The organism is Actinomadura meridiana, assembly GCF_039537545.1.
In the GTDB taxonomy this organism is placed as follows: domain Bacteria; phylum Actinomycetota; class Actinomycetes; order Streptosporangiales; family Streptosporangiaceae; genus Spirillospora; species Spirillospora meridiana.
Genome location: NZ_BAABAS010000004.1, coordinates 858,523 through 884,636 on the forward strand (window position 1 = coordinate 858,523; position 26,114 = coordinate 884,636).

The window sequence follows — 26,114 nt, forward strand, 5'->3', positions numbered from 1 at the left end:
GCTCAGCAGCCGGTGTAGAAGGAATCGGCGCGGTCGTCGAAGGTTTCGCCGACCTGTAGCGCTGCCGTGGTGGGTTCTTCAGTCCACATGTACGTGGGCGGGGTAGCGGCGTTGTCGTAGACGTACACCGTGTGCTTGGTGGTGTTCTGCCACGAAGTGGTTTGGTTCCCGAATCCATAGTTGGTCAGGTACTGCGTCCCACCGCAGTCACGGAACTGGAGCCGTCGCCCCCCGAAGTTCTTGGACTCGTAGAAGCAGTACCAGCCGCTCGGGCAGGCAGCCGCCATGGCCCGAACGCCTACCGGGAAAACGACTTTGACACTACCCCCTTGGTAGGAGACCTCGTTCGGCGCAGTCTGAGTTCCTCCGTAGTGAACGATCTGCTGATCGACCTGCTGCTGCGTCCCATCGGCCCCTGGGATGGTCACGGCGCCGGCGGGAGCGGCTAATGCGCCGGTAACGGCGCCACAGGCGGCGGCGCCCATGGCGATGACCTAAGCGAATTGACGAGTCTTCATGTATCTCCCTCTGGTCGATAACTACTCTGTGCAATCGAATGTGTATGGACAGAATGTCGAATGATCTCGCACCACCGACCGTAGGTACATATCTGGATTCCATCAACACCGTCGCCATTCCATGAACTTTTCCCAAGCGGACGACCTGGAGTTATACCGCGTGTCGAGACAGTGGCAAGATCAGGTCATGCTCAGAGGTAAACCGGGAGAGACTGTCAACCGTCGACCACATTCGCCGGCGCATCCGGATTCGGCATTACACGAGGTCGGGGCCCGTCTTCTCCCGACCATTGGCAGGACCGGATCGAGGGGCCGCCGAGCCGGCGGGCGCTGCCTTCGATTACGGTCAGAGCCGAATCTCTGATCTGGGCGACGCTTTCACCCGTCACGTTGCCGCACACACCTGCTTATCGACACCGGGTCAGCAACTGATGCCCTCCGAAAGCAGGAGCCTTCGACCTGTGTCCGATCCACAGTGGCGCACGTTCCGGCGCTCTCGAACTGGCAGAGCCGAAGCCCGAGGCTCGCTGTTTCGAGCGCGCCTGTGCCGCCTGGCCAGGTCTCCTAAAGGGAGACTCGCAGGGAGCCGATTCACCGAACCACGAAGTCCTGAAAGTGAACTCCGCATTGGGAGACACCGCGAATGCGGCTTTTATGCGAGGGTAGTGGTCGTCCCTGCACAATCAATCGTGAGGGCTGTGCCGTCGGCTCGGCTCGACCGTGGACGGGGGGGCACCTGCATGCCCGCCAACCCGGACTCACCCGTACGTAGCGCCCACGACAGTATCCAAGCCGCGAGCCGTCGCGGTGTCGGTGGTCCGGGGACCGGTGGTGCCGGTGGACTCGTCGTGGGTCGTCGCGTCGCGTTCGTCGTGGTCGGACGTGGATGCCCTCCCGAGCGGACGGCACCCGTTCGCCTTGCGGTGTCGGGGCTCGTATGGGGCGGTGCGGCCAGGGTGTGCGGAGGGTCGCCGCGGCGCCTACTTGGGCGGCGGGTAGGGAACATCAGTCTGCGGGACGGTCACCCGAGTTCAGTCCCCTCGCTGCCTCCGCTTGCGTCGGCGGCGCTGAACGCCTGGGCGGCACCCGGTCTCCGGGGTGAGGCCCGGTAGTTCGCGGGCGCGGCGCCGGTACTCGTCCTGGGCGGCGGGCGGCGCACCCTCTACTTCATCGACGCCATGCCGCCACGACCACGGGTCGAACCGCTCGGCGGACCGACGTCGCCGGGCCCGCTTGCCTCGGAGATGGGCTGAGGCATTGTGGGCAGGGCGGGCATCGGCCCGCCCTCATCGATCGGGCAGAGGCGGCTGCCATGGCGAGCTACGGTCAGTGGACCGTTCTGATCGCGGCCGTCCCTCCGGCCGTGCCTGTTCGCGCTGGCGGTGCTGCACCCTGAACAGGGGAATGCGGGGGATCGGCTCTTTCGAGGAGTGCTGATGAGGGTCGAATTCCTCGGCCCCAAAGTTCCGAGGCTGTTGAGGGTCGAATCTGCGCGTGAACTTGCGTACCATCGCTTCCCACTTTTGTGGCATCGGGGGCTCGGGGTTGCGTGGATCAGGAAGTTCTCACCGAACGGCTTACCCCTGGTCCAAGCGCTCGGCGGCGTCGAGCAGGTGCGGCGGCAGCTTCGAGCGGGCGTCCAGGATTTCGATGCCTATCACGCGCCCCTCCGTGTCGAAGTCGAGGTTGATCATTCCATCGACGGCGATGGGATCGCACGGGTACATCTTTGCTATCGGCCCCCGGCGCTCTAGCCGGGCGGGGTCCTCGAAGTAGATGTAAGCGGCGTTGGCCTGCTGGTCATAAGTCACTTTGAGTTCAGCCACGCGCTCTCCTTGCTGGGACGGGTATTGGGATCATCGCAGCAGCCCAGTTCGGCGGAGAGGAGGGAATCGGCTTGACGTCTTGGCGACACCGGAGGCCTCATACGGCGTCAGTGCGTCGCGACCGTGAGGTCGTCGCGCACCTCGTACACGGTCAACCGGAGCGCGTCGCGGACCCATCGAGGGACTCTCAGCGCCGCGGTCAGCGCGGATGTGGGCACCACCACGGCGTAGCGGACGGCCGGGGAGGGATCGGTCATCCGCCGGAGCAACTGGCCGTACGCGGTGTCGCAGTCCAGCCCGGCGGCCGACGTGCGGCCCTTCGCTTCACAGATGAGGCGCTCCGAACCGCGGACGGCCTCGACGTCGGTGTGCTTGTCCGTCGGCGTGACCAGAGTCCAGGCCCCGGACGTCAGCCACCTGCGGAACGCATCGACCACTTGAGTTTCCTTCACACCGCCGCAGCGTAGACCGCGGCACCGACAAAGGCCGTAGAGGTTTTCCGCACCGCGCGGCTCGAAAAAGACCATGGCCTTGCCATCCAGCCGGTCGATCAGCAGATCCAACAGGACGTCACACGCGGCGCGTCCCCGTCGCCTGGGAAGACCTATGACGCGTTCGTAGGCATTGACCGGGCGAGTCCTGGCAGGGCCGACCAGATGCTCTCCGGCTCCTCGTTGTCGGGGGACAGGTTGATACCGCCAGGGCGCAGCATTACCAGCGAAGCAAGGAGTACGCCACGGACCATTTCATGAATAACGGCGTGATTTGTGGAACAATAGTCAGCCAGTAGCGTGCGTGTGAAGTCACAAAAGGTCGGGAGGTTGATGTCGTACATGTCTTCGGCTATCGCGTTCAACCCCGTCGACCGCCCCAGCGAAGGCGCGATGGCCTCGGCCAGGCTGACGTAGAGCGCGCCCGCACGCAGCGACGGGCTCCACACGGTCTCGTCGTCGATGTCGAAGATGTAGCCCACTATGACCACTCCAGAAGTATCCGCGTACCTCACGGTGGGAAGCCCGCAGCCGCTCCACCGCGAACTCTACCGCAGGCCAAAATTCGGGGGCGACGCCAGCATCAGTGAAACGGAAACCGATCGGCGCGTCTTCGTAGCCGACCAGATGCCGACGGGCTTCGAGATAAGAAGCGAACTTCTTGTCAATATGCTTTCCCGTCCATTTGTCGATATCGCTGGCACCGGTCGCGCTCCTTTCTTCCCAAAGCACTCCGTTTTCGATCTGGTCGATATCAGTTATCGTCTTGCCGGGGGTCGGCCGGGTCGTCGACGACGTGGTCTCGCTTTCCCTCCAGGCGGTTCTGTTCGTCGCTGTTCCGACGAAACTCCCGCGCAGTCCGCCGCGTCCTCCCCGATGGCGGACTCGGCCTGGGTGGGCTGGTCATGATCGGACTTCTCGGCAGCCTCGGGTGGCTGGCCCGCGTCCTGCGAGTCCTGCTGGGTGACGAGCGCGGCTTCGCGAGCGGCGCGACGGCTCTCCAGCCGAGACGGGTAGCCGGGCTGTCCCGGCCGGTCGGGCGGCGGACGGTCCTGGGCTGGGACTCTCCCGATGTCGTCCAGGCGCTTCTCGGTCCCGCTGGGCCGGTCGATACCCATCCTCGTTGTCCATCCGGTTCCGGGCGGGCGGACAACGGGTCGTCAGCGCTATAGCCCTGGGTCCAGGCGTCTGATCAAGATTTCGCGAGTCGCCGGATTCCGTATCTGGACGTGAGCTTGAGGAGTTCGGAGGCTTTCGGCGGAGACGGCCAGAGTTGCAGGAGATGTCCTTCCGGCAACTCCCCGTGTCGCTCAATTTCTCGCCGTTCCCGATTTCTGGCATGAACTCTAAGCCGATAGTTGCCGGGCGCTTGCGACGGTGGGATGATCAGGATTCCCCCCTCGCCTTCACCCCAGAGTTCCATCTGCGGGTTCGTCCATATGACTGGTGTTTCAACCACGTCTTCCCAGGCTTCGAGGTCGCACTCGGGGGCCGATGCCCACCGTTCGACGGTGATGGCCACCCAGCCGGAGTGCAGACCGGTAGTGATGGCGATGCCGTTTGTTTCCACCACGACCAGGCTGTTCTCCTCGGGAAGGCTCCGAGGATAGACAGGTAGGTCGGTGTCGAGAATTTGGTACGTATGATAGGTGACGAATATTCTCTTACTGGTTCGCGAATGGAGATCAGTCATAATTTGGGCCGCCGCAGGTCTTGGACGTTTCATCGGGTCCACGACGGATCAGTCAAACGGTTCCCTGGCCTATCCCGCAGGCGAATCCCCGCATCCGGCCCGCCTCGGGCGCGGGAGACGACCGGCCGGGGTTCGCGGACCGCAAGGTGAGGGCTGCGGGCGGGACGGTTTTCTGGGCGGAGGGTGGCCGAGCCCGCCGAGGCCGTCTCCCTGGCCTCGGCGGGCCCACGGCTACCGGACCGTTCCGGCGGCGGTTCGTGCTAGCAGTGCTGCACCCGGCCCTTGATGATCTTGATGTACTTGCCCGCGACCCACTCCGGCGTGCTGATGCCCAGCCGGTACCATCGGCGATTGCCCTGCACCGACTGCCCACGGGACCAGCACTTGATGTCGACGATCTCCCCGGGACGCAGCCAGCCGTATCTCATCGAGTTCGTGGTCGGCTTGGCGCGGATCGCCAGCCTCGAGTGCGAGATGACCTTCCCCTTCGGATAGAAGTCGGGCCCGCCCGCAGGCACCGCCGGGCCGTGCACGGCAGGCGGCCCGGCCGGTGCGGCCTGGGCGATGGGCGTGCCAAGGGCGCCCATCGCGGTGATGCCCGCCACCAGCACGGTTGCGATCTTGTAGTGCTGCTTCATGAGCTCTCCCGTGTGTTCTCGTCGCAGCAAGCGGCGTGGCGGCGTCCGCCTCCGCTGCTGCCGGTGCAGGATCTGCCCGGCCGGTCGCGGCACCCTTCCGCGCCCGGTCATGACTTAACGCGATTACTCAGCTACAGTGCGTCAAATCACGAGGTAGGGGGCCTTGGGGCGGGGAGCTCCACCTGCTGTGCGGGGGCTCTGTTCACGGCCGGACACCGGCGTGGACGTCGGCATCGCCGCGAAGTGGTGGACGTGCGGGTCGTCCTGGTGCGGCTAGGCGCGATCCGGCCAGGTCAGGGCCTGGTTTCCGGCGGGACGAGCCCGGCGCCGACCGCTATGCTCGCGGCGTGAGTTCCGAGAAGGAGCGATTCGCGCTGATCGCCTCGGTCGTCGGTGTCTTCGGTCTTCTCGCGAGTTGTCTGGCGACTGCGGGCGACAGTTCGACGGGCGATGACGTGAGCGCGGTGACGACACCGACCGCGTCACCCAGCTCGGGCGCGGAGCCTCTCGCCTACACCGTCACCTCTGTGACGGGTAAGCGGGTGGGCGGCGACAACTGCGCGATCGCGTACGTGCTGGTGACCAACAACAGAGACACCTCCTTCGACGGCGGGACGTACCACAAATTCCCCTCCCCGTTCAGATTGGTCACCGCCAAGGGCGGCGCCGTCCGCTCGGTGGCGAAGTCCCTGACCATCGACTGGGACCTCCTTCCCGGGGAGGAGGGGACCGGCCGCATCAGCTTCTGCGCGGGCGGGATCGCGAGCGGGAGCAGTGTGGTCCTTCATCACGGCACGAGAGAATGGAAGGTCGCGTTTCCGAAGCCCAAACCCAAGCCGAAGCCCAAGCGCCCGGTGAAGGCACCGCGACCCCCGTCGAAGTCGAGCGGTGGCGGAGACGGCGGGGGGCACGGCGGCGGAGGCTACCCCGGCTACACGGGACCACGTTGCTACGCGCCTGGCGGGAAGACGTGGCATCCCTGCTGAGCGACCCTTCTCAGCCGCCGCCACAGCCCGGCGCGCCGCGAGCCATGTCCTGGTGTAGTCCGTGGCCTCGTCGATGAACTGCTCCAACCCGGTCGGCTGGAAGGAGGTCCCGGTCGGCTGGATGACCTACGACCGTCGCCACGGCCGCCAGGAGATCCGCACCATTCAAGTTCTCGATCCTGGCCGTCATGCGCAGCCAGGCGATCGGTGCGCTATGCCTGCTCGGCTTCACCAACATCGCCGAAGGAACCCGTTGGGCTCGCGACGACTTCGAACATCCGCTGATCGCCCTCGGTCTCAACATTTGAGAATGCGCTCAGCCCTAGGCGACGAACCCGCCGCCGCGCTCCGCGTTCGCCAACCGGTGATGTGCGGCCACTTCCTCGGCGACGTCGATTGGACGGCTATCGCTGTACCACGGTCGGCGGCGCCGCGTGGTCTGGCCACATCCGCACCAGGTGCGCTTCCGCGTCGCGGTTACCGGAGTTGACGCTGAGCCGCATGCGGTAGGTGATGTGCGGCCACAGCTCGGTAGCCAGGTCCCACAGGACCGTTCCTTCGTTGCCTGGGACCGCGAGGACCAGTTCGGGATAGGGGAAATTGGTCCACTGCTGGGTGATCTCGGCCGTCGTTTCCCACGAATCGTCGTCGGCTTCGGGGGCCGCTGGCAGGACTCGGATCTCGACGTCCACCTCGCCGGTGCGCACCTGGACGGCCACGGCCTTGCCAACGCCGATTGTATCGAGGAAGGGCGTGTTGTAGCCGTCGAGCATCGACTCGTCGATCCTCCCGAAGCCGTATGATCCGCGCCAAGAAGGCTGGAAGAGAATGTATCCGTAGGCGTCACCGACGGTGAGCCGGTGCCGTGCCGTGACCTCCTGCCGAATGTGAACGGGCAGGTGTTCGGCGGCCTGCGCGAGTACCGCATCGCGAGCTTCGGTGAAAGCATCGGCGAACTCCGCCTCGCCGTCCCGCACCGCCCGTAGGACGGCCCAGTCTATGGCCGCGACGGCAACGTCCCACTGCCTGGCCGTGAGGGCTACTTCAACCTGCCCTTCTTTCTGCCTCCGTTGCGATCTGACAGCCCGCCTGATCGCTGAGCAGTCGTCGCCGACGCCGCGAGGGTCACCCCGTTCGGCCTCCACGACAGCCTCCTCTGAAGCGACCATGATGACGGAATCGGCCTGAGACGCGCTGAGGGTCACAGGCCAGGCTTCATGAGAAGTCGTCACAGGAAAACCCTTACCGTGGACGGGAAGACGGACGGCCAGGGTACAGTTTTCGGCTGCACCCTGGCCATCAATGGTCAGCTTCGACCGGGAACTGGGATCATCAGTAGGTGCTGCATTGCTTCACTGCTGGCGGATCGTCGGGCGCATTGGTCACCCACACCCAGAAGGCGTCCCCGGGAATATAGGGTGTCCCCACTTCGTTGCGTGCTGGCAAGACACGGTTGGGCACGAAGAACCGACCGTCCATGTCCCTGCCCTGCCCTTCGTTCTGATCTTCATCGGCGAAGGCACAGGAGAATCGCTCGTTGCCACTGCCGCCCTGCTCGCTGGCGGCGTATGGATACTCGTCGCAGGACAGCCCCAGCGCGGATGCCTTCGCTCTGATGCGGGAGGTGCAGATCGAGTTGCGGTGGGTATCAATCAGGTGCGGGTCCTCGCGGGTCAGCGGGTTGCCGTACTGGATGTTTCCGTAATGTTTGACCGGGTCGCCGTCGGTCATTCCGTAAAGCGCATTCTTGGCGATGTCGGGGTAACGGCCCTGGTAGTCGAGATAGTAGATGGGGATGGCATCATGCCCCATGTAGTGGACGCAGCCGCCCCTGCTGCCGATGTAGGCCTCACTGTCGCAGCGAATGTTGAAGGGTGTGCTCAGGTCCAGGGTCTGTTTCGGTGGATTCATTGTCACGTCGTGCAGGGTATAGACAATGCGGATCCAGGGACTTGAGTAGGAGATACGGTTGCCGGAAGAGAGAATGTCCTGTCCGTCGAAGTAGACGTACTTGTTGTTGGTCGAGACGGACTTCTCTTCCGCATCCGGCAGGTCGCAGTGCTGCGTGCACAGTGCCCGCAGGGCGATTTCCGGTTTGGCGCGGACAAGATCCCCCGGCATATCGTAGGGCCGCAGGCCCACTTGCATCTTCCAGGACCGGTTCCCTCTGTTCAAGGTCTCCCATGTCGCCCACCAGATCCACGAGATGATCGGCGCGGGGAGCCCCTGCTTCGTCAGCTTGACCCTGATGGTGCTTTGCTGGCATGCGTGGAAGCGGTCGTAGTTGACCTCTCCGGGCTTCGTATAGCATATCGGTGGCGGCACCGGGTCGGCGGTGGCCTCGGGGTCGAGCGGCGGTGGGGCGGGGGCGTCCGCCGGGTTCACCGGTTCCAGGCACAGCTGTACCGCCACGCCGTCCTTGTCACGCCCCGTGCTGCAGTTGGGGGCATTCGGCATTCGCTCCTTCGGAGCAGCGGCGAACGCTTCGCGTGCTTCCTGTGAGATCGCCCTACTCGACGAAGACGCGGGGGCGGTGGAGTCGGAGGGAGTTGGCGTGAAGGCCGACAGGGTCGGGGTCATACAGACCGTAAGGGAAGTGACCCACACGGCCGTCCGTTTGCGTCTCATCGCCTGCCCTCAGCCGCAGTAGGTCTGGAAGCCATCGGCCTTGTTGTCTTCGCCGCCGACATTCACTGATTCTCCGCCGGGGGTCTCGTTCCACAGTGGCGCGGGGGGCGTGGCGTTCTGGTCGTACACGACCACGGTGTGCTTGGTGAAGTTCTGCCAGGAGGATGTCTTGTTGCCGAACCCATAATCGGTGAGGTACTGCCACAGGCCATTGTTGGCGCAGTCCCTGAAGGTGAGCTTTCGGCCCCGGTAGTTGGTATCCTGATAGAAGCAATAAGCGCCGGTGGCGCATACCCCCGCGGTACTTGCGGTGGGGATTGTCAGTACGACGCCATCGGCGAACGTAACTGTTCCTGGCGCGGTCTGCCGGGCGCCCGGGTGCTCTGCGATGACCTGGTCGACTTTCCACTGAACATCGGCCCGCACGCCGGTGGTGGCTTGCGCCGGCGCGGCGAATAACGCAACGCCAGCAGTGGCGCCTGCGACGACAGCGACTTTTCCGGTGACATGGCTGGTTCTCATGCGTTCCCTTGGCTCGTTGAGCACTGGATGGGTTCTTCGCACTCAAAGATAGATCAACACTTTTTGCATAACAAGGAGTCAATTGCCCAGGCAGTAGCGACTTCCGCTCTCACCTGGGACGGGCAGCATCTGGCCACCTAAAGGCGTAAACCCATCGGGGTGTACGCACCTCTGCGTCGGTGCGGCGGGCGGTCTCAACCGGTCGATGCATCACTCGAGGGATGATCTCGGTGGTCATTGACGGGAGTTGCGGATAAGCGGCCGGCCGTTGTGTGTGCATGGGCGGGACGAGATCCTCAGAGGGATTTGTGAGGGGGTCTCGGCAGGGCTGCCCGCATTCTCAGATCGTGAGACGGTGTGGATCGGGTCACAGGGTGATCGCGCAGGGTGTCGCAGGACTGACATGCGACAAGGGCGAAAACAACAACACGCCGCAAGTCAACTCACCCGGCACAACCACCCCTTTCAGCCCCCCGCCACAGCCCGCCGCGCCGCGAGCCATGTCCTGGTGTAGGCCGTGGCCTCGTCGATGAACTGCTCCAACCCGGCCCGGTCGTAGTCCGCCTCGGCAAGGAGGTAGAACAGAGTGAATATCTCCGCTTGAAGGACTGTCTCCACGTCGTCGGGGCCGCTGTCCTGAAGTGGCTGTGCGCCGACGGCCTCGCGGATCATCTCCTCGGCGACGAGCGCATTGATCATCCCCGCGTCCTCGTCGGCCGCTATTCGCATATCGGCCACGAAACGGACGATCTCACCGACCGTGTACCGCGGCGAGAACCTCCGCCGTACCGCCACGCAGAAAGCTCCGTAGAGCAGCGTCATGTAGCCTGCCGCGGTCTCGTCCGTCCGCATCCCACCAAGAAGCGGCTACCACGCCCCTGGCCCCTCCAGCAGAAACGACCGCAGGCCGAGAATGTTCTCCGCACGAATTTCGACGATAGAATAGTCCACTATTCTATCATTTCGTCGACGTCGGCCCGGACCTTGGCGATGAACTCAGTGAGCGCGGATTCACTCAGTTGCGCATCGTTGATCAACTCCATCAACAAGGCTACCTGATGTTCGACTGCCGTATCGCCGTCGATATCGGATATTGAGGGCTCCCGGTCCAGAACATGCGAGATCATGCGTTCGGCGACATCCGGTTTGATGACGTCAGGACCTTTGTCGGTCCTTGCTCGGATCGAGGCGACAAAGTCGATGATTGCGGCATTGTCGGCCTCCTCACCATCAACGATGAAGCGGCGTTCGACCGCCTCGAAGAACCCGGCGGCGAGGAGCGCACGGTACCCGACGTTGATGGTGGCCTTGTCGAGTTGGCCTATAATCCTCGAATGTTCCTCCAGTTGGCCTGAAAGCAGTGCATGGAGCGCGGCCGCCTGGCCGTCAGTCACCGGCATGACGTCGTCCTCTCAGTTCTCTCACTTTTCCGGCCGTCCAACGCGCAGCCTGGGTTGCCACGATGGCCACCCCCAGGAATCCGAATGTAACGCTACCAACTTTTACCGGTGGATTTGCAGGGTCCGTGCTCTGACTCGTGTCGCGGACGGTGGATGGCTGACCCGTTGGCGGCTTTCTGTCCATGTTGGCAGAAGTGCGTTCGGCCGCCTTGTTGACCACCTTCTCGATGTCACCGGATCTACTGATGGACTCAAGAACAAAATTCTTTCGACGAGTTGTTCTCTCGGGGTCGCGGTCGCGGGGGTCGCGGTCGGCGGGGTCGTCGCTCGGGTCCTGGAGTTCACCGCGTCCGGGTTCGGCTTGTGCTCCGGCCGGGTCGAGCTGTTCGCGGGTGGGTAATCCCGCCGGGTCTCTTGTCTCGGTTCGGGCGGGTGCGGCCTCGGCGGCCTGTTCCCGTCCGTACCGGGGTTCGATGCGCACCCGGCCGTCGTCGTCGAGCCGCACATCGGTGAGTATGGGATTGGCGGCGTCCGCCGGATCGGTCTCGCCGGTCTCGGTCGGCTCCGGGTCACCGCCGTCGCCTTCGGCTTTCCCACCACGGTCGGCGTCGGGGGCGTCGCTGTCCACGCGAACGTCCCGTGACCCGCCGGTCTTTTCATCAGCTGCGGTGTCCTGGTCGTCGGGTGGGGACGGCGTGTCGCCGGTGGTCCCGTCCGGGGCGGACGTTGACCGTTCGGCGGCCGCTGTCGGCCGCGCCGTACGGTCGGCGGGCTGCCCGGGTTCGCCGGACGCGGTATCCGGCCGCGTCTCCTGCCGATCCGCCGCTGGGGCGACCCGATCGGGCCGGGTCGGACCCGCCTCGTCGAGGGGATCAGCGGTATCGGACTCGGCCATGTCCTGCCCGGCGAACGGCTCGTCTTCCACGGCCCGCGACCGCTCACCCTCGGCGACTCGCCCACCGGCCGCCACCTGGCCGGGCTCACCGGTAGCGCCGCCGTCCCGCGTGGCGTCCTCCTCCTGGAGGTCGCCCACATCGGTTTCACGCCCGGGTGTTTCGACCTGCCCGCCGGTCACACCGTCGCGCTCAGACCCGGACGCTCCCTCACGCCCACCACCGGCCGCGCCGCCGGTCACCCGCGCACCGGTGCCGCCACCGTCCTCGGCCTGGATCTGAGCGACGTCGGTTCGCCGCCCGGGCTCCTCGGACCGCCCACCCGTCCCGCTCTCCGGCGTCGTACCCCGCGCAGCGTCCTCGCGCGCCCGAGCCAAACTCGCTAACCGAGACGGTTGCCCCGGCTGCCCCGGCATGTCCCGATACGGCCACCCACGCGCCTCGACCCGCCCACCCCCGGCCTCGCCCTCACCACTACCGGCCGCACGGTCCGTGGCGCCCCCGCGCGCCTGCCCACCGGCCTGGGTGACGTCGCGTCCCTGACCCGCCGTGGCGGCGGTGTCCCTGCCCGCGCCCCGCGGCTGTGTCTCCCGGGCAGGAGCCCGGCCTTCCAACCGGGACGGCGGCCCCGGCGACCCCGGCACTTCCCAGGAGGACCGCTCACGCCCGGCGGGCCGCTCGACTCGTCCACTCTCGGACCCGCCCGCACCGCTACCGGCGTCACGGTCCCTGCTGCTCTCGCGCGTCCCGGTGGCGGCTCGCGGTTCGTCCTCGCGCTCCCCACCTGGCGGGTCCTTGTCCTCGCCCCGCGCCTGTGCTTCATGCGCACGCGCCCGGCTCTCCAACCGCGACGGCTGCCCAGGCGACCCCGGATTGTCGGGCGGCGGCGCACCAGCCCGCTCCGACACCCCGGACTCATCGCCCGTCTCAGTGGGGGTGTCGGTCCCGTTGCCCCGCTCCACGCCCACGCTCGCGGCCCTTCCCACCAGGAAAGGCGACCCGGCCCAGACCGAACCGTCCGCCAGGCGTGCCCACAACGCGCGGGGCCGACATCCCGGACACACCACCCATTATGAAATCGCGCACCCGCACGATTCGCACACGCGGAAACCGGCCGGACCGGCCCCCGCCCTCCGACTCCACGGCCCGCACGCGCAGAAGCAACCACTTCGCCCAACAACCACCGCAAACGAGACGAACCCGAATACACAACCCAACAAATCAACCGATCCGCGTGCCATCCCCGCCAGTCCACCGCCTCACAACGCCCGCCAACTCGACACGCCCGGAGCTCCTGGGGTGGTGCTGGTCAGAGCGGGTCGGCGTCGCGCGGCGGCGGGGGCTACCCGGGACGTACGGGGCCGCGTTGCTACACGCCTGGCGGGAAGACATGGCGTCCATGCTGAGCAAGGGGCCCGTCCCCGCGCCTGCCCAGCTCACATGATGGACGGCCTGATCCCGCAGCGACCTCCCTGCCACCCCCGTTGACATGCGGCGTGTTGTTGTTATGGCTGCGCTTGGCGTCAGCCACCACGTCCTGCAACCGGCACCGGCCGCCTCCCTGACCAGCGACACCTTCGGCACCGGCGTAGGCGAGATCCCCGGAGGGGTCCTGCCCGCGACCGCGGCCTACGCCCAGAACCGCCGTTCCCCCAGGTAAAGACGCATACTGCGGGGGCCGGTCACGACACTTGCGACCTCACGATCCTTACGGGAATCGGGGGGCTCGCGATGACAGATCCTGCGGTGCCGCTGTTGGCGTTGGCCGGCGGCGCGGGCTCGGGCAAGTCCACCATCGGCCCCGGAGTCCGTACCGCTCAGATCATGGTGAGGATCTGGTTGGGGCGGACGTAGTAGACGTGAGGGTTGTGGTTGTGCGGGCCGTAACCGGTGGTTCCGGCGAGGAGCAGGTAGGTCCCGGCAGGGACGTTGGGCCAGTCGTGAAACCAGGCGTCCTGCCGGTTGCCGGTGGCGTCCCAGACGATGATCGCTTTGGCGCCGGTCCTGGCACGCTGATAGACGCGCTCGACATAGGCGAGGTGGCCGTCTCGCCCATCCAGGAGCCGAAGTTCCTGCACAGCCTGCTGCCGAAGGGCCTGGCGCTCGGCCTGCCGCGCCGAATGCTCGCGCAGTGCCGTCCCGCCAAGCCAGACGCACGAGACGATGACCGCGACCACGATCAGCAGCGCGAGGACGAGGAGCAGCGCTACCAAGGCGCACGCCTCCCACCCGTGTCAGTCCGGACCCCGCACCGAAGATGTTTCATCCAGCCCACGCCGGATCAGTCAAACGGTTCCCGCCTCCACCCGCAGCCAAATCCCCGTATCCGTCCCACTCCGGACACGGTGAGCGACCAGCCGGGATTGGCGACTTTCCTGACGTTCCCCACACGGGTCTAGCTCCCGCCGGTCCAGTGGACACGCATCCTCATCGCCTAGCCGGTCCCGAACGGTCGGACATAGGTCAGCTACCTCCCCGTAAGGGGTGACTCGTGTCATCCGCATCCCCTGACGCTCACCGGGCGTCGCGCCCCTCGTTGGGCTTTCGCTTGATGACGAACGGCGACGTCACCGCTTCCGCCACAGGCGGCAGCTTCGGCACGGGCCGCGGCCGCGGACGGCCCGTTCACGCACCAGACCCACAGCCGTTCCAACGTGCGGACAAGGAAAACCCCGGCCGTCAACGTGACAGCCAGGGCTCTCGATCGGTCCGAATCAGGTCAGGTCAAGGTCCCCGCCCTTGACCCGGCCCGCGAACGCCTGCCAAGCGTCCGGGCCGAACACGAGCTTCGCCCCGTCCGGGTCCTTGGAATCCCGCACGGCCACCGCCGCCACCAAGTCCGCCACCTCGACGCACGCATCTCCGGTGTTGGTGCTCCTGCTGCTCTTCTGCCACCCCGTCCCCGAATCCGGCACGATGGACGCCACTTCGACGCATGAGCCCCCGGAGGAGTCGCTGTGCCTGCTCTTCTGCCAATCCACAGGGAGTGACGCGACCTCAACGCACTCCGCGCCAGACGAATCGCTGCGGCTACTCTTTCGCCAGATGCAAGACGACAGGTTGACCATGCTCATAGACCCTCCATGACCGTGCGAACGAACCGCACGGACTCGCCAGCCGGTAGTGCAGCAGATCGCACTTGATCGAAGGCTACGGCACGCTCGTTCACGTCGCGAGGGTTCTCCAGAAGTGGCCCGTATCCACCCCCACTGTCCATGTAGCACATGCTGGCACGTTCCTTGAACTCCAAGAGCACGAATCCGCTCGCCTGGTAGACAGGGGCATCGTCTCGGACGACCTGAAGCGTGATATGCGATTCGCTTGTCAAGCTGAGGAGTCGTTCGAGTTGCGCACACATCACCTCCCGACCTCCGACTATTCGGCGCACAGCGTACTCACTAAGCACAAAGAGGAGCCACGGCGCGTCTTCCTTGATCAACAAACTCTGACGCTCCATCCGAACCGCAAGAAGCTCCTCAAGCTTTCCAACCCGTTGACCTACCTCCAGAACCGTTCGCGCGTACTCGGGCGTCTGCAACAGCCCGGGCACAAGCAAGGGCGCAAACGCCTTCACGTAGGAAGCCTCGCCCTCAGCCTCGGCGTAGGGCCGGAAACCAGGCGGCAGCACCTGCAACTTGCCGAGTTCCTGAATCCATTCCCAAATACGGAAGAACGTCCCGTTCGTCCCAAAGAAGGTGTCGCACGCCATGGCGAACTCGTCTGAGGGGGCTGAACTGCCTGACTCGACCTGGCCGATCCACTGCGGGGTGAATCCGAGCCTCTCACTCAGCTGTGGGCGGGACAATCCGGACGTCTCACGATAAGCCCGGAGTTCTGCGCCGAAGTACTCAGTTGGCGACGAGGGTACGCCAGGGTCTCGGGGACGGCGGGGCATGGTGGCCTCCAAGATCCGAAAGTGCTGAGACTTTCTAAACACACTTGAGGACTTGCCTTCGATGGGCTTCTTGCCCTTCCAGAAGATAGCTCGATTACGGGAAGGTGGGAAGCCGTAACGGAGAGAAATCGCGACGAAAGTTCAAAGGATCATGGACACGCCAGTCAACCCCGCTGACCAGGCGTTGTCTCGACTCCGTGAGGAGTTCCAGGGACATCGCATTTGGCGCGCGACACGCCACGACGGAAAGCTCGGCGACTGGGTCGCCACTCTGCACGACCCAAGGGCCGGTGTAGAAGCGACCCTTATACGCAACAGCGCAGAAGAGCTACACAAGGCGCTAACCGTCGAGCACAAACGCGCGACCCATCACTCAACGTCCCAACCCACTAAGTGGGTTCGTGAATGATTATGTGGATCGAACCCAAGCCCTCGCCCCGCGCCGTTCCCGCTTCGTCCATAACGGTCCATCTTGACCGACTTGCCACAGAAGTCGCCCGAGAAGGATGGCAGGCCGAGCCGCGATACGACGGCCCACACCCGCTCATCCACGTGTTCGACCGAGACGTGCCGAACATCGGCGAGAGCGTCACGCTCGTCCACGGAACGACGCCGGGCCTCTGGTGGTACAGGTCGAGCACAGGCGAGGACCTCGCGCCACACACCCAGCCAGTCCAGGCCGCCAAGCGGGTCACTCGCATCCTGATCCCGTACGTGACGGCGGTGCGCGCCGCTCGGTCTCACCAGACGCAGGCAACCGGGGAGCGGTGCTCCCCTCCCCCTGCCAGGCCGGACCCATCCCACGCGCCGACGATCGCCGAACTACAACGACGCTTCGCCGGTGTCGTCTGCTGGTGGGGTGCCTACACCTACGAGTGGTGGGCGATCGTCCCCGGCGGAACGCAGTGGAAGATCGTCAACGCCGAAGACCCGGACACTCTCATCCAGAGAGTCCTCAACACGCGGAAGCGACGATAACCCCAAAGCCGCCGCGCGGCCGGGAGGAGCCCCCACCCCTCGGCCGCGCGGCCCTCACCTACCAAGGCTCATGCCTTCTTACGTCCACGCCCCTTCGCGGGCGGACGCCAGCTCTTGAGATCCTGCTCCGCCAACTCGTACCGACCAAGCTGCTCTCGCAGGAACCCTTCAAACTCCTCAGCCGGAACGCCACCCCACTCGGGATCTTCCTCGCCGTGCCACTGCTTCACCCACGGCAACACCTCATGAAGCCCAGCCAGCAAAGGCGTGAGCTTCTCGGCATCCCAGGCCCCAACCTCGGCCCGATCGTTAACGAGGTTGGCAAGCGCCTGCGCCTGGTCCTTGTGATCCCACCCAGCCCACCCCAGAAGCAAGGTGTCATCCGCATCCGGACTAGCCCCCGGATACGAGATGAACCGCTCCTTCGGTACGTCCAACCGACCGCGCTGCGACCAATAGGAGAACGTTTGGAAGTCTCCCGTCACGTATTTCGGCGGCACCGGTATGTCGAGGCGCTTGCCGGTGTCGTCCTCCTCACGCTGCATATTCCAAACGTTCTCCCACGCCTCATGTTTCCGCAAGCCAGAAGGCTTGTAGCGCATGACCGCGAGATATGGGACGTGCTCGTCTGCGATGATCTCCGCCAGTACCTTCGCCAATGGAAGGTCGCGCCGGTTGAGATGATCAGTCGCGTACAAGGCGGCGACACTCTGTATGTCTGCATCGCCCTTGAACTGATCGGCGAGTTGGCTGACCGTTAGCATGCGCGGCTGCCGGAACCCATCACGTAGTCCGAACCACAGGTCTTCCCGTTCACACCGATCAAGAACCCAGGTTCTGAGGGCGGCCCTTTCCTTCTTCTCCCACGGCCCCGCCGCCCACCGCCGCTTGTACTCTGGCCGTTCGATCAAACCAATACCCTTGGGCATTCTTTCGATGACATCGATCCGAGCCTGAACAACTCGCTTGTAGCCTTCCGGCCAATAGTCCGGTATCACAGCCACCGGCGTCGATCCATGCCGATCAAACCAAACGGTTTCCGCCTTCCCGTCGGCGACCCTGCGCGCGAGAACGATCTCGAATGCCCGCTCACCCAGCCGAACCTCCGGCGCCGAGGCGGGATCTTCCAAAGTCAGCTCTGCAATCGAGCTTTGATCGAGAAGTCCATAAGCCCCATAGACCTGCCAATCGAGTTCCTCGTGCAAAGCGATCATTCGATTACGCACGCTGAGCCACTTCGCATGAGCGACATCAAACAAGCTTCGCTCCGGAACCGAGATGGCGATGATCCGTTGTGGTTCAAGCGTGTCAAGTTCCTGCGCCAGGGCATCCAAGTCAGCACCCAAGACCAGGGAACTATTCACCAAGATTGGAAATTCCTGAAGCTTTGTTCCAGTAAACTCATAAAAACGCTCCCACTCATCATGCATGAAGCCGCCAGTACCAGACTGACTGCCTTTATCGTGACATACCTGCTTCAGCCAGAAGCATGCAGTGGACGAGTTGAGCAGGCCAAGCAGATTCAAAAAAGGCTGTTCGTCAGCATCCTTTAGCAACTTCATGATAGGAGCGGACTGCTTGAATGCATTGCCGCCACGATTGAGAGTGAAGTGGTTGTGCGTCGCAACGAAAGCAAACGAGATCGATAGCGGAGACTTGTAGCGTTGCGCTACCCATCGATACCAGGTCCACCACGGCTCGCCCGAATCATCTCGAGTCTTCCCACCAAAGCCCGTCGTTGACTGTAGAACGCGCCGTAGCCTCCAGAGGTGTCGTCCCCAGGAACTCGCTGACTCCAACGGTAGAGCACTCTGGTTAGAATCATACGGTGTCAACGCATATTCAACACAACGCTCTCGCCAGTCACGAATGACATCCCCTGTTACTAGAGGTTTCCCCAGGGATATGGAAATGTTCATGCGCTCAAACCAGCGAGGAGGGAAAATAAATGCTTCATCCTGCCCCGGAAAGCTCGCAAAACCGATCGGCCCGTCCAGCAATTCTTTCAGCCTACGCGAGGTGTTGTCCACGAGGGCGAAAACGCCAGCGGCCCCACCGCCCGCGAGCGACCATGGGTAAACCGCAAATACCGAACGCTCTACGTCTACGACACTTACCCACTCCGACTCGCTCCCTGGGCGTCGATATTGGTCAGCAATCGCTGTCCAGACGTAGCCCTCAGCAGCAACCTCCGGCTGGGCTGGCTCGCCGCGTACGCCGAGGGCGGCGCGGATGGTGCCGTCTTTGAGGGCGGTGCGGTTGCGGCCGGCGAGGATAACCGTGGGGGTGCCGTGGCCGGGTATATAGGCGCCGGACGTGTCGATGATGTGGGATAGATCCACCTGCTCGTGGAGCCAGGGGATTAGCTTCTTGCCGAACTCGCGTTTCATGAACGAGTTGGCTGTGATCTGGCCGGTGAATCCGGCGGCGCGGTCAAAGCCGCCCGTCCGGATGGCTAGGTCGAAGATTCGTTGTGCGAAGGGAACTGAGAGCGCGTACTTGCCCGACGCGGCACTGTACGCCCTGTAGTTCTCGTTCTCCTGTTTGTCCTTCGCGACGATGTACGGCGGGTTGCCGACGACCACATGATAGGAGTTCACGCCGAGAAGATCGCAACGCTGTACGAAGTCCTTCACGTCCTCCGTGGCATAGGTGAACTGCTCATCGTCCCCGAAGAGCATTCCCGTCTGGCTCTCCGCGCCACGGCCATGGAGGAGAGAGTCTCCGACCGCCACATTGATCGGGAACACGGGGGCGGTGTCGAGGCGGGTTTCACCTGCGGAGTGCAGGGCGGCAACAAGCAAGCGGAAGCGGGCGATTTCGGCGGCGAAGGGGTTCTTGTCGCAGCCGTGGATGGATTCCAGGACCTTGCGGATACGGCCCCAGTCGTCCAGGCCGGGGACGTCCACTGCCTTCCACCTGTCCAGGAGGCGGTGGAAGATGCCGAGGAGGAAGTGGCCGGAGCCGCAGGCCGGGTCGATGGTGCGGAGACCATGGACAATGGGCTCGTCGCCGGGCCAGCCGGTGGGCTTGTGCTTCCAGGGCGGTTCGAGGCCGAATTCCTTGATGGCGGGTTCGAGAGTGAGGTCGAGGATGAACTCCTCGACGAATTCCGGGGTCTGGAGGAGCGCGTACGTCTTCTTCGCGTGGTCGGAGAGGTCTTGGTAGAGGTCGCCGAGGAAGCGGGTGTCCAGGTCCTCTTTATCGGTGAAGTCGTGGACGATCTGGCCGTCCGCGTCCAGGCGGCGCCAGAACTTCAGCAGTTCGGCGGCCTTCTCGTAGGACGGCTCCAGCTCCCACAGCGGGTTGTGGTCTCGGTCGAACAGGCCCGCGACGGTCTCGTTGGTGTCGGCGAGGTGGTCGAAGGCGGCGATCAGCCAGTCGCGGTCATTCTTGTCCGGGTGGTCGCGGAAGAACTGCTGGTGGCGTTCGTCGGCTTCGGCGAGGCGGTCGCCGGGTCCGGCGATCCACGGTTCGGCGATGAGGTCGTTGTCCTCGCAGAAGCGCACGAAAACGGTGGCGAGGATCCAGGCGACTGCGGCCTGCGTGACCCGGTCGTCCCGCCACTGGCCGAACGTCAGCGCGGTCCGCTGGTGTTCGCGGGCGCGGTCGTACTCGGCCTTGAGCTTGGCGTGGAACTGCTGCCCGGGTTCGGTGTCCGCACGCAGGTCGTCCTCAAGGAAGGTGACCTGCTTGCGGAGGTCTTTCAGCAGGGCCGCCTTGTCCACGCTCACTCGGTCCGTCCCCTCGTTCGTCGTGCCCTTGGTCTGTGTTCGTGTTGTTCGCCGGTCAGGCGGCCTGGCCGCCGTGGAGGCGGGCGAGGAAAGCCTTGTCCAGGACGGTCCATTCGGCGGTGCCGATCGCCTCGACGGTCCGGCCATCAATGTTCGGGGTGGCGCGCGGAGCTTCGGACGGGCACAGCAGCCACAGGCCGTGGGGGGCGTCCGATGGGCGGCGTGCCGCGTTCTGTAGTCCGGTCAGCAGGTTGTGTCCACCGACGTCGAAGTAGCGGGCGAGGAGGCCCGCGTTGTGCAGGAGCAGCACCGTCCGGGGCGGCGCGGCCCGTTCGCGGAGGCGCTGCTCGGTGTGTTCCAGGACACGGACGACGAACGAGCGGAGCCCGCCGGGCATCTCTCCCGTGCGGGTGAATCGTTCGTCCGCTCGGAGCACCTGTCCCCAGTCGGTGCCGTGCTCGGTGGTCAGAGTGCGGAACTCGGTGAGGAACACGTCTGCGAAGTTGACCGGGACGACCGGGTACGCGGCGGCGAGGGCGTCCGCGACACCGGCGAGGCGCTTCATATGCACCGTCAGCGCGACGAATCCGCCTTGCCGGGCGGCGGCGGTGAGTCTGGCGTGGGTGATGTCCTCGAAGGCTTCGTCCAGGGCGCCGAGACCGGCGCCGAGGCGGGTCGCCGTGGTGCTGGAGGACGGTGTTCGGGGACGGATCGGCGTCGGCGGGAAGAACCGCTCCGTGGCCTGTTCGTAGCGGAGTGGGAACCCGGCCTCGGACAGGGCCTCCTCCACGTCCACGTAGGTGGGCGGCGGTGTGTAGACGTCCAGGTCGGGGAACCGGGCGCGCACCTTGGTCAGCAGGTCGCCGAGCGTGACGCCCTGCGGGAACCGGACGCCCGCGCCCGCCTGCGACAGCCGCAGCGCCTTCGCCAGGTCGAGCCCGCGCCGGTAGAGCTGGAGGGTGGGCGAGGCCAGCGCGTCCGTGGCGACGCTGGACGCCAGGCGGACGAGGCGGGTGTCCGACAGCGGGGTCATCCCGTCCGGCGGGGCGAGGGCGCGCAGCGCGCGGATCACCTCTGCGCCGCCGGGGAGCGGGTCCTGTTTGGCCAGGTCGTCGGCGTGGGCGCCGAGTTCGGCGGCGTAGTCGGCCAGTTCGGCGGGCGTCGGGTCCTCGGTGCCGGGCAGCGACTCCAGCGCCACCAGGACGTGCCGTGCCCGGCGCAGCCGGTCCAGGCGGGGTTCGTGGCCGTCGTCACCGTCCGATCCGGTGAACGCCTCGGCCTCGACCGCCGCGCGGACGACGGCGAGCGAGCGGGCCGCGGTCACCTCGGGCGGCGCGTCGGCCGCGCCGTGCCGGACGCGCAGCAGGTCCGCCAGCTCGGCGGCCGTCGTGACTCCGCCCTGGCCCCGGACCAGCGCGACCACTTCGTCGCGGACGGGTGTCAGCCAGTCGGCCGCCGCCCAGCGCTTGACGGCCTCGTTGTGGTGCCGCGACACCGTCGCCTGCGTCATGCCGACCGCTTTGGAGACGGCGCTCTGCGTCGGCCATGGGTCGTCCGGAATCGAGCCGCTCGTGTCCGGAAGGCCGAGTAGTAGCCGCAGCGTCTCGCCCTTGCGGGAGCCTCTGCGCTCGTCGGCGGACACCAGGAGGGCGGCGAGGTCGTCCACGCGCGTCCCGGCGAGGGCCCCGCCGGACGGTGGGCCCGCGACCGCTTCGTCCCCCGTGCCCCGGCCCTGCCCGCGCTGCGCTCGCAGCGCGGTCGTCCACTGCTTGTGCCGCCGGTTCAGCTCCTTCTTCGCGACCGCGCCCGCGCCGCGCGCCTTCGAGATCTGGTACGGCGGGACGTCCAGGAGCTGCCCGACGGTCGTCGCGTTGAAGCCCGCCGCGACCGCCATCGCACGCGGCGACAGGCCCGTCGCGATCAGCGGTGTTTCCAGGGTCGCCGCCTCCGCCGCGATGTCGCGGGCGGCCTTCAGCTCTTCCGGGCTCAGCCCGGACTCGGCGTCGCCACCCGCGAGCGTCGCCTGCGTGGTCGCGGGGGCCGTCGCGTCCGCCCGGCGGAAGATGTCCTGCCATGCGGCCTCCATCTGCGAGAACGTGTCGAACCGTTCCGACACGTTCCGGTGCAGGGCGCGCTGGAAGAACGCGGTCAACCCGTCGCGCAGCGCGGGCTCGAACAGCTCCGCCGACAGGTACGGGTGCGGGTCGTCGCCCGTGCGCGGGTCGGACCTTTCATCGCCCCAGCGCGGACGTTCGCCCGACGCCATCTCGTGCAGCGTCACCGCGGCCGCGTACCGCTCGGCGTGGTCGTCGAAATCGGGACGGCTCGGGGTGCCGAGGAACGGGTCGAGGTAGCCGCGCGTCCCGGCGGTCGGATCGCGGTCCGACACGTCTGTCAGGGAGAAGTCGAGCAGTTTCAACTCCCAGGTGCGGTCGGCGCGACGCAGGACGCCGAAGTTCTCCGGTTTCAGGTCGCGGTGCCGCACGCCCTTCGCGACGAGCTGGTCCAGGGCGCGGAACAGGTCCCTGCCGAACCGCTCGAGCTGGTGGTAGGTCAGCTTCCCGTCGTCGTGGAGGACGGCGGCGAGGGTGCGGTCACCGGCGAACTCCAGGTCCAGCACCGTCCGCTGGGCGAGTTGGCGCGGTCCGCCCAGCAGCCGCACGATCGCGCCGCCACCGACCTTGACCAGGGCGTCCGCCTCGGCGGCCAGGCGGCCCGCCTTCGCCTCGTCCAACGCCACCTTCAGAACCCGCTCCGGACCCGGGCCCTGACCGTCCCGCGGGGTCTCCTCGTCGTCTGCGTCGCGGCGCATCAGCAGCGCCCGGGACGTCGCGCCGGAGCCGAGGACCCGCTCGACCCGCCATGTCCCGTCCGCGTCGCCGTCCACGACCTGGCCGGGCATCGCGGTCAGAGGGTCGGTGCTCTCCCAGCCGCCCGCGAGCACGTCGTCAGGGACGGCGGCGTCCTGCTCCGCGGCGTCCAGCTCCGCGAGGAACCGGTCCGCCGACTCCAGCCGGTTCGCCGGGACGCCCTGCGTGGCCTCGAACACCAGCCGGTCGAGCCGGTCGCCGAGACCGTCCGCGACCGCGTACGGGTGCAGCCCGCCCGCGTCGCGCAGCGTGTCGATCAGGGTCGCGCGGTCGGGTGCGGGCGGGTGGCCGGTGAGGATCAGGTACGCGATCGCGCCGACGCCGAAGACGTCCATGTCCACCGGATCGGGGTAGGGCTGGTCGAACTCGGGCGCCAGGTAGACGAGCGCGGCGTCGTCGACGAGCTCGGCGTCCAGACTGGACTGGCCGATCGTCATCGGGGTGGTGGTGTCGAAATCCCGCGCGGCCGTCTGCCAGTCGATGATGCGCAACACCGGCTGCGACCCGTCGTCCTTCGCCGACACGTACACCGACCGCGCCGACAGCGCCCGGTGGTAGAGCGACCGGTTGTGCGCGTACCGGACGGCCTCGGCTAGCTGTCGGACGAGTGCGAGCCGCGTCTCCGGGGTGAGCGACGCCCCGTGCACGTCCAGATACGAGTCGAGCCGGAGGTCACGGTGGTGGTGCCGGAAAAGGATCGCCGAACCGCCCTGGTGCTCGCGGATCTGCACCGCCTGCGCGATACCCGGATGGTTGATGCCCTGGAGCACCTGATACTCGCGGCGGGCCGCCCGGTCGACCGTCCGGCGCGCCTCGTCCGTCGCCTGCCGGTTGACGAGGTAGATCCGGACCCGGCCCTCCTCGTGCACCATGTCGTGCCGTTCGGCCAGCCGGTCCTCCCAACGCGGCCCGGCCTCCAGCACGCGCGGCTCCATGCGCCACTCGTCCCCGAACCGCAGATGCGCCGTGGAATGCGTGATGCCGATCCGCTCCAGCATCTGCGGAAGGCGTTTGGAGAAGTCTTCCGCGACCCTTCGCTGTTCGTTCTCCGGAGGGCGGCCGAGCAGGTCGTGCCAGATCCGGCCGAGGCCGGTCTCCCGGTCGTCGCGGCCGTACACCCGCGTGCGCTGGACCTCGTCCAGCTCCGACTCCAGATTCGGCGCGGACAGGAACACCGCCGGCTCGACCCGCGGCACCCGGACGCTGAAGAAACCCAGCTCCCGCGCTGCCCAGGCCAGCCTGCTCTTCAGCTCCTTGGATTTCCAGTCGGTCAGTGGCAGCGGGTTGCGGATGGTCCTCGAACGGTCGGGAGCATGGAACGTCCACGTCGCCCCGTTGTTGACGGCGCGGCCCGGATGCCCTTTCAGCTCCACGAGGTAGAGCCCACCGGGCGTCGCCACGAACAGGTCGCACTCGTGGACCCGCCCCGACGGAGCGACGAAAGAGAACAGGGCCCAGGCGCGGTACGGCTCCACGTCCGGCATCAGACCCTTGACGTGATCCAGCCCCTCCTGCTCCCAGGGAAAGTCGGACTGCCTCTCCTGGAACCATCGCCGGACGGGCCTCGGCGGCCTCGGAACGGGCCTGCCGGATCCCACCATCACCCTCCGCTCCACACACTCCCCGCACCCGCCGCGGTCCGGGCGAGCCTAAATCCTACCGACGCCCACCCCGCGCCGAAGCGCTTTCACCCTCACCCCGTGTCGAAAACCGGCCACCCGCCACCTGACCGCTTCGACAGGCCTGCGGGAGCAGCCGACCACCTCGGTCGTCCACACCAACGCTGACCTGATTCCTGGCCAAGTTCGACGAACTCCGGGTTCAGAACTCACCGTCAGTCAGCCGTAGCACATCTTTGATCTTCGCGTTCCGCAACGGCACGTACTGGCCGTCAACAAAGCGACCGCCACCAAAGAGCTTCATGATCTCGGCCGATGTCTCCTCGTCGAGCAGCGAAGAATTCGCCGCGAGCATTCGGTTCATACCGCCCACGATATTCGGAGCTGTGAGCTTCTCCATCGTGCTCTTCAGGTCCAGAGAAGCGCCATCATCTTCGGTGCGGGCATTGGACAGTGCTCTCATCTGATCAGCGATGAACGCCGCAGCGACGAGAATCGCAATTAGACGTCTCTGAACTTCTGCGCTGTCCATGCTGACGCTGAAATCTTCGAGCGTGACATCCACTTCTTTGGGGAAGTCCACAGGCGCAGTGCTGCTCAGATCTGCCATTTCGGTGGTAGCGGCTCGACCGTCAGCCTCACTCGCTTCGGAATTTCTGTTCCGCTTCGCCTTCAGGTCGTTCCACCGGCTCTTGATACGCGGCGCGGCCTTGATGGCGACGCTGGTCACGACAACTCCCATCACGACGCCCACGGTCACGTTGCGCACGGTGTCGGCCTTGCTTGGTGAATGCACTTCATCTTTGCCGACGGGGCGCCAGTCAACACGCCCAAGAGCACCCGAGTCATCGAACGAATTTCCGCTGACGGCGCCCTCGTTTTTTCTTGATGCCACAAGACGGTGACCGTCCGAAAGAATTGGCACATAGTAATCACCGAACGGTTCGTCGTGGGCCATGCCCGAACTGTACTGCACCTCCGGCCACCGACGCTTCCGACGCTTCCGACGCTTCCGACGGGAACACCTACACCTACCTCTGGGTCCACGCGCCCGGAGGGACTCCGACCGTGCCGTCCACAGCACCAGCGTCAGCGGCATCTTCCGTCGAGGTAGGTGGCGGACGGCTACCGGGAGCCGCCGTCGCCGCGTCCGCCGTTACCCGCGCTGCCGTCCAGTTGCGCCCTGGCGACCACCTGGCCGATGCCGTCGAGGGTGCCGAAGGTCTTTCTGGACTGGTATTCCTCGTTGCGGATCCGAACGTTGAATCTCCCTTCGATACTCGCCACCAGTTCGAGCAGAGCCAGGGAGTCGACGCCGAGGTCTTCGACCAGCCGGGTGTTCCCGTGCAGTTCGGTGTGCGCCAGGTCGGGGCGCCAGTCCCTGACCCAGTCCACCAGGAAAGGCATGATCGTCGCCATATCG

At 65.8% G+C, this 26,114-nt stretch carries 22 protein-coding genes; 3 read left to right on the forward strand and 19 right to left on the reverse strand.

Going from position 1 to position 26,114, the window contains the following annotated elements; all coding sequences use genetic code 11:
• Positions 1–2 precede the first annotated feature (2 nt).
• From ABD808_RS08100 to ABD808_RS08125, 6 genes are all read right to left on the reverse strand, one after another.
• Positions 3–287, reverse strand: coding sequence for a peptidase inhibitor family I36 protein (locus ABD808_RS08100; protein ID WP_344892204.1), 285 nt, complete (start codon positions 285–287; stop codon positions 3–5).
• A 1,808-nt stretch (positions 288–2,095) separates the two neighbouring features.
• On the reverse strand, positions 2,096–2,344 hold the full coding sequence (locus tag ABD808_RS08105; protein ID WP_344892207.1) for a DUF2283 domain-containing protein: 249 nt from the start codon (positions 2,342–2,344) through the stop codon (positions 2,096–2,098).
• Between the two features lie 107 nt (positions 2,345–2,451).
• Complete coding sequence (locus ABD808_RS08110; protein WP_344892209.1) at positions 2,452–2,907, reverse strand: hypothetical protein; 456 nt, start codon at positions 2,905–2,907, stop codon at positions 2,452–2,454.
• 41 nt (positions 2,908–2,948) lie between these two features.
• The gene (locus ABD808_RS08115; RefSeq protein ID WP_344892212.1) at positions 2,949–3,317 is read right to left on the reverse strand and encodes a DUF6086 family protein; all 369 of its coding nucleotides are present in this window, start codon (positions 3,315–3,317) and stop codon (positions 2,949–2,951) included.
• A 710-nt stretch (positions 3,318–4,027) separates the two neighbouring features.
• Complete coding sequence (locus tag ABD808_RS08120; RefSeq protein ID WP_344892215.1) at positions 4,028–4,570, reverse strand: hypothetical protein; 543 nt, start codon at positions 4,568–4,570, stop codon at positions 4,028–4,030.
• Positions 4,571–4,788: 218 nt separating this feature from the next.
• Positions 4,789–5,166, reverse strand: coding sequence for an SH3 domain-containing protein (locus ABD808_RS08125; protein WP_344892218.1), 378 nt, complete (start codon positions 5,164–5,166; stop codon positions 4,789–4,791).
• Between the two features lie 347 nt (positions 5,167–5,513).
• Between ABD808_RS08125 and ABD808_RS08130 the strand changes: the two genes are divergently transcribed.
• Entirely contained in the window at positions 5,514–6,152 is a 639-nt protein-coding gene (locus tag ABD808_RS08130) for a hypothetical protein (protein WP_344892221.1), read from the forward strand.
• A gap of 404 nt (positions 6,153–6,556) precedes the next feature.
• Here the strand turns inward: ABD808_RS08130 and ABD808_RS08135 are convergent, their stop codons facing one another.
• The 6 genes from ABD808_RS08135 to ABD808_RS08160 all read right to left on the reverse strand — a co-directional run bounded on the left by ABD808_RS08135 (position 6,557) and on the right by ABD808_RS08160 (position 11,972).
• Positions 6,557–7,357: a hypothetical protein gene (locus ABD808_RS08135; protein WP_344892224.1), complete on the reverse strand. Its 801-nt coding sequence runs from the start codon at positions 7,355–7,357 to the stop codon at positions 6,557–6,559.
• Positions 7,358–7,484: 127 nt separating this feature from the next.
• Entirely contained in the window at positions 7,485–8,732 is a 1,248-nt protein-coding gene (locus ABD808_RS08140; RefSeq protein WP_344892227.1) for a NucA/NucB deoxyribonuclease domain-containing protein, read from the reverse strand.
• Positions 8,733–8,789: 57 nt separating this feature from the next.
• Entirely contained in the window at positions 8,790–9,302 is a 513-nt protein-coding gene (locus tag ABD808_RS08145; RefSeq protein WP_344892230.1) for a peptidase inhibitor family I36 protein, read from the reverse strand.
• 465 nt (positions 9,303–9,767) lie between these two features.
• Complete coding sequence (locus ABD808_RS08150; protein WP_344892233.1) at positions 9,768–10,154, reverse strand: hypothetical protein; 387 nt, start codon at positions 10,152–10,154, stop codon at positions 9,768–9,770.
• A 98-nt stretch (positions 10,155–10,252) separates the two neighbouring features.
• The gene (locus ABD808_RS08155) at positions 10,253–10,702 is read right to left on the reverse strand and encodes a hypothetical protein (RefSeq protein WP_344892236.1); all 450 of its coding nucleotides are present in this window, start codon (positions 10,700–10,702) and stop codon (positions 10,253–10,255) included.
• Complete coding sequence (locus ABD808_RS08160; protein WP_344892239.1) at positions 10,689–11,972, reverse strand: hypothetical protein; 1,284 nt, start codon at positions 11,970–11,972, stop codon at positions 10,689–10,691. The genes ABD808_RS08155 and ABD808_RS08160 overlap by 14 nt, the downstream gene beginning before the upstream one ends.
• 1,130 nt (positions 11,973–13,102) lie before the next feature.
• On the opposite strand from ABD808_RS08160, the gene ABD808_RS08165 reads away from it, so the two are divergent.
• Entirely contained in the window at positions 13,103–13,255 is a 153-nt protein-coding gene (locus ABD808_RS08165; protein ID WP_344892242.1) for a hypothetical protein, read from the forward strand.
• A gap of 157 nt (positions 13,256–13,412) precedes the next feature.
• Here the strand turns inward: ABD808_RS08165 and ABD808_RS08170 are convergent, their stop codons facing one another.
• From ABD808_RS08170 to ABD808_RS08180, 3 genes are all read right to left on the reverse strand, one after another.
• On the reverse strand, positions 13,413–13,808 hold the full coding sequence (locus ABD808_RS08170) for a hypothetical protein (protein WP_344892245.1): 396 nt from the start codon (positions 13,806–13,808) through the stop codon (positions 13,413–13,415).
• A gap of 501 nt (positions 13,809–14,309) precedes the next feature.
• The gene (locus ABD808_RS08175; protein WP_344892248.1) at positions 14,310–14,669 is read right to left on the reverse strand and encodes a DUF397 domain-containing protein; all 360 of its coding nucleotides are present in this window, start codon (positions 14,667–14,669) and stop codon (positions 14,310–14,312) included.
• The gene (locus ABD808_RS08180) at positions 14,666–15,490 is read right to left on the reverse strand and encodes a helix-turn-helix domain-containing protein (protein ID WP_344892251.1); all 825 of its coding nucleotides are present in this window, start codon (positions 15,488–15,490) and stop codon (positions 14,666–14,668) included. The genes ABD808_RS08175 and ABD808_RS08180 overlap by 4 nt, the downstream gene beginning before the upstream one ends.
• Before the next feature lie 552 nt (positions 15,491–16,042).
• On the opposite strand from ABD808_RS08180, the gene ABD808_RS08185 reads away from it, so the two are divergent.
• A complete protein-coding gene (locus tag ABD808_RS08185) occupies positions 16,043–16,468 on the forward strand; it encodes a hypothetical protein (protein ID WP_344892254.1) in 426 nt (141 codons plus the stop codon).
• Between the two features lie 68 nt (positions 16,469–16,536).
• Here the strand turns inward: ABD808_RS08185 and pglX are convergent, their stop codons facing one another.
• The 4 genes from pglX to ABD808_RS08205 form a co-directional block, all read right to left on the reverse strand.
• The gene (pglX, locus tag ABD808_RS08190; protein ID WP_344892257.1) at positions 16,537–20,202 is read right to left on the reverse strand and encodes a BREX-2 system adenine-specific DNA-methyltransferase PglX; all 3,666 of its coding nucleotides are present in this window, start codon (positions 20,200–20,202) and stop codon (positions 16,537–16,539) included.
• A 55-nt stretch (positions 20,203–20,257) separates the two neighbouring features.
• Positions 20,258–24,673 carry a BREX system serine/threonine kinase PglW gene (gene pglW, locus ABD808_RS08195; RefSeq protein WP_344892904.1) on the reverse strand — a complete coding sequence of 1,472 codons (4,416 nt, stop codon included), beginning with the start codon at positions 24,671–24,673 and terminating at the stop codon, positions 20,258–20,260.
• Between the two features lie 220 nt (positions 24,674–24,893).
• Positions 24,894–25,649 (reverse strand): hypothetical protein, encoded by a 756-nt coding sequence (locus ABD808_RS08200; protein WP_344892260.1) that lies wholly within the window; start codon positions 25,647–25,649, stop codon positions 24,894–24,896.
• Between the two features lie 167 nt (positions 25,650–25,816).
• A complete protein-coding gene (locus ABD808_RS08205; RefSeq protein ID WP_344892263.1) occupies positions 25,817–26,110 on the reverse strand; it encodes a phosphopantetheine-binding protein in 294 nt (97 codons plus the stop codon).
• Positions 26,111–26,114: the final 4 nt, after the last annotated feature.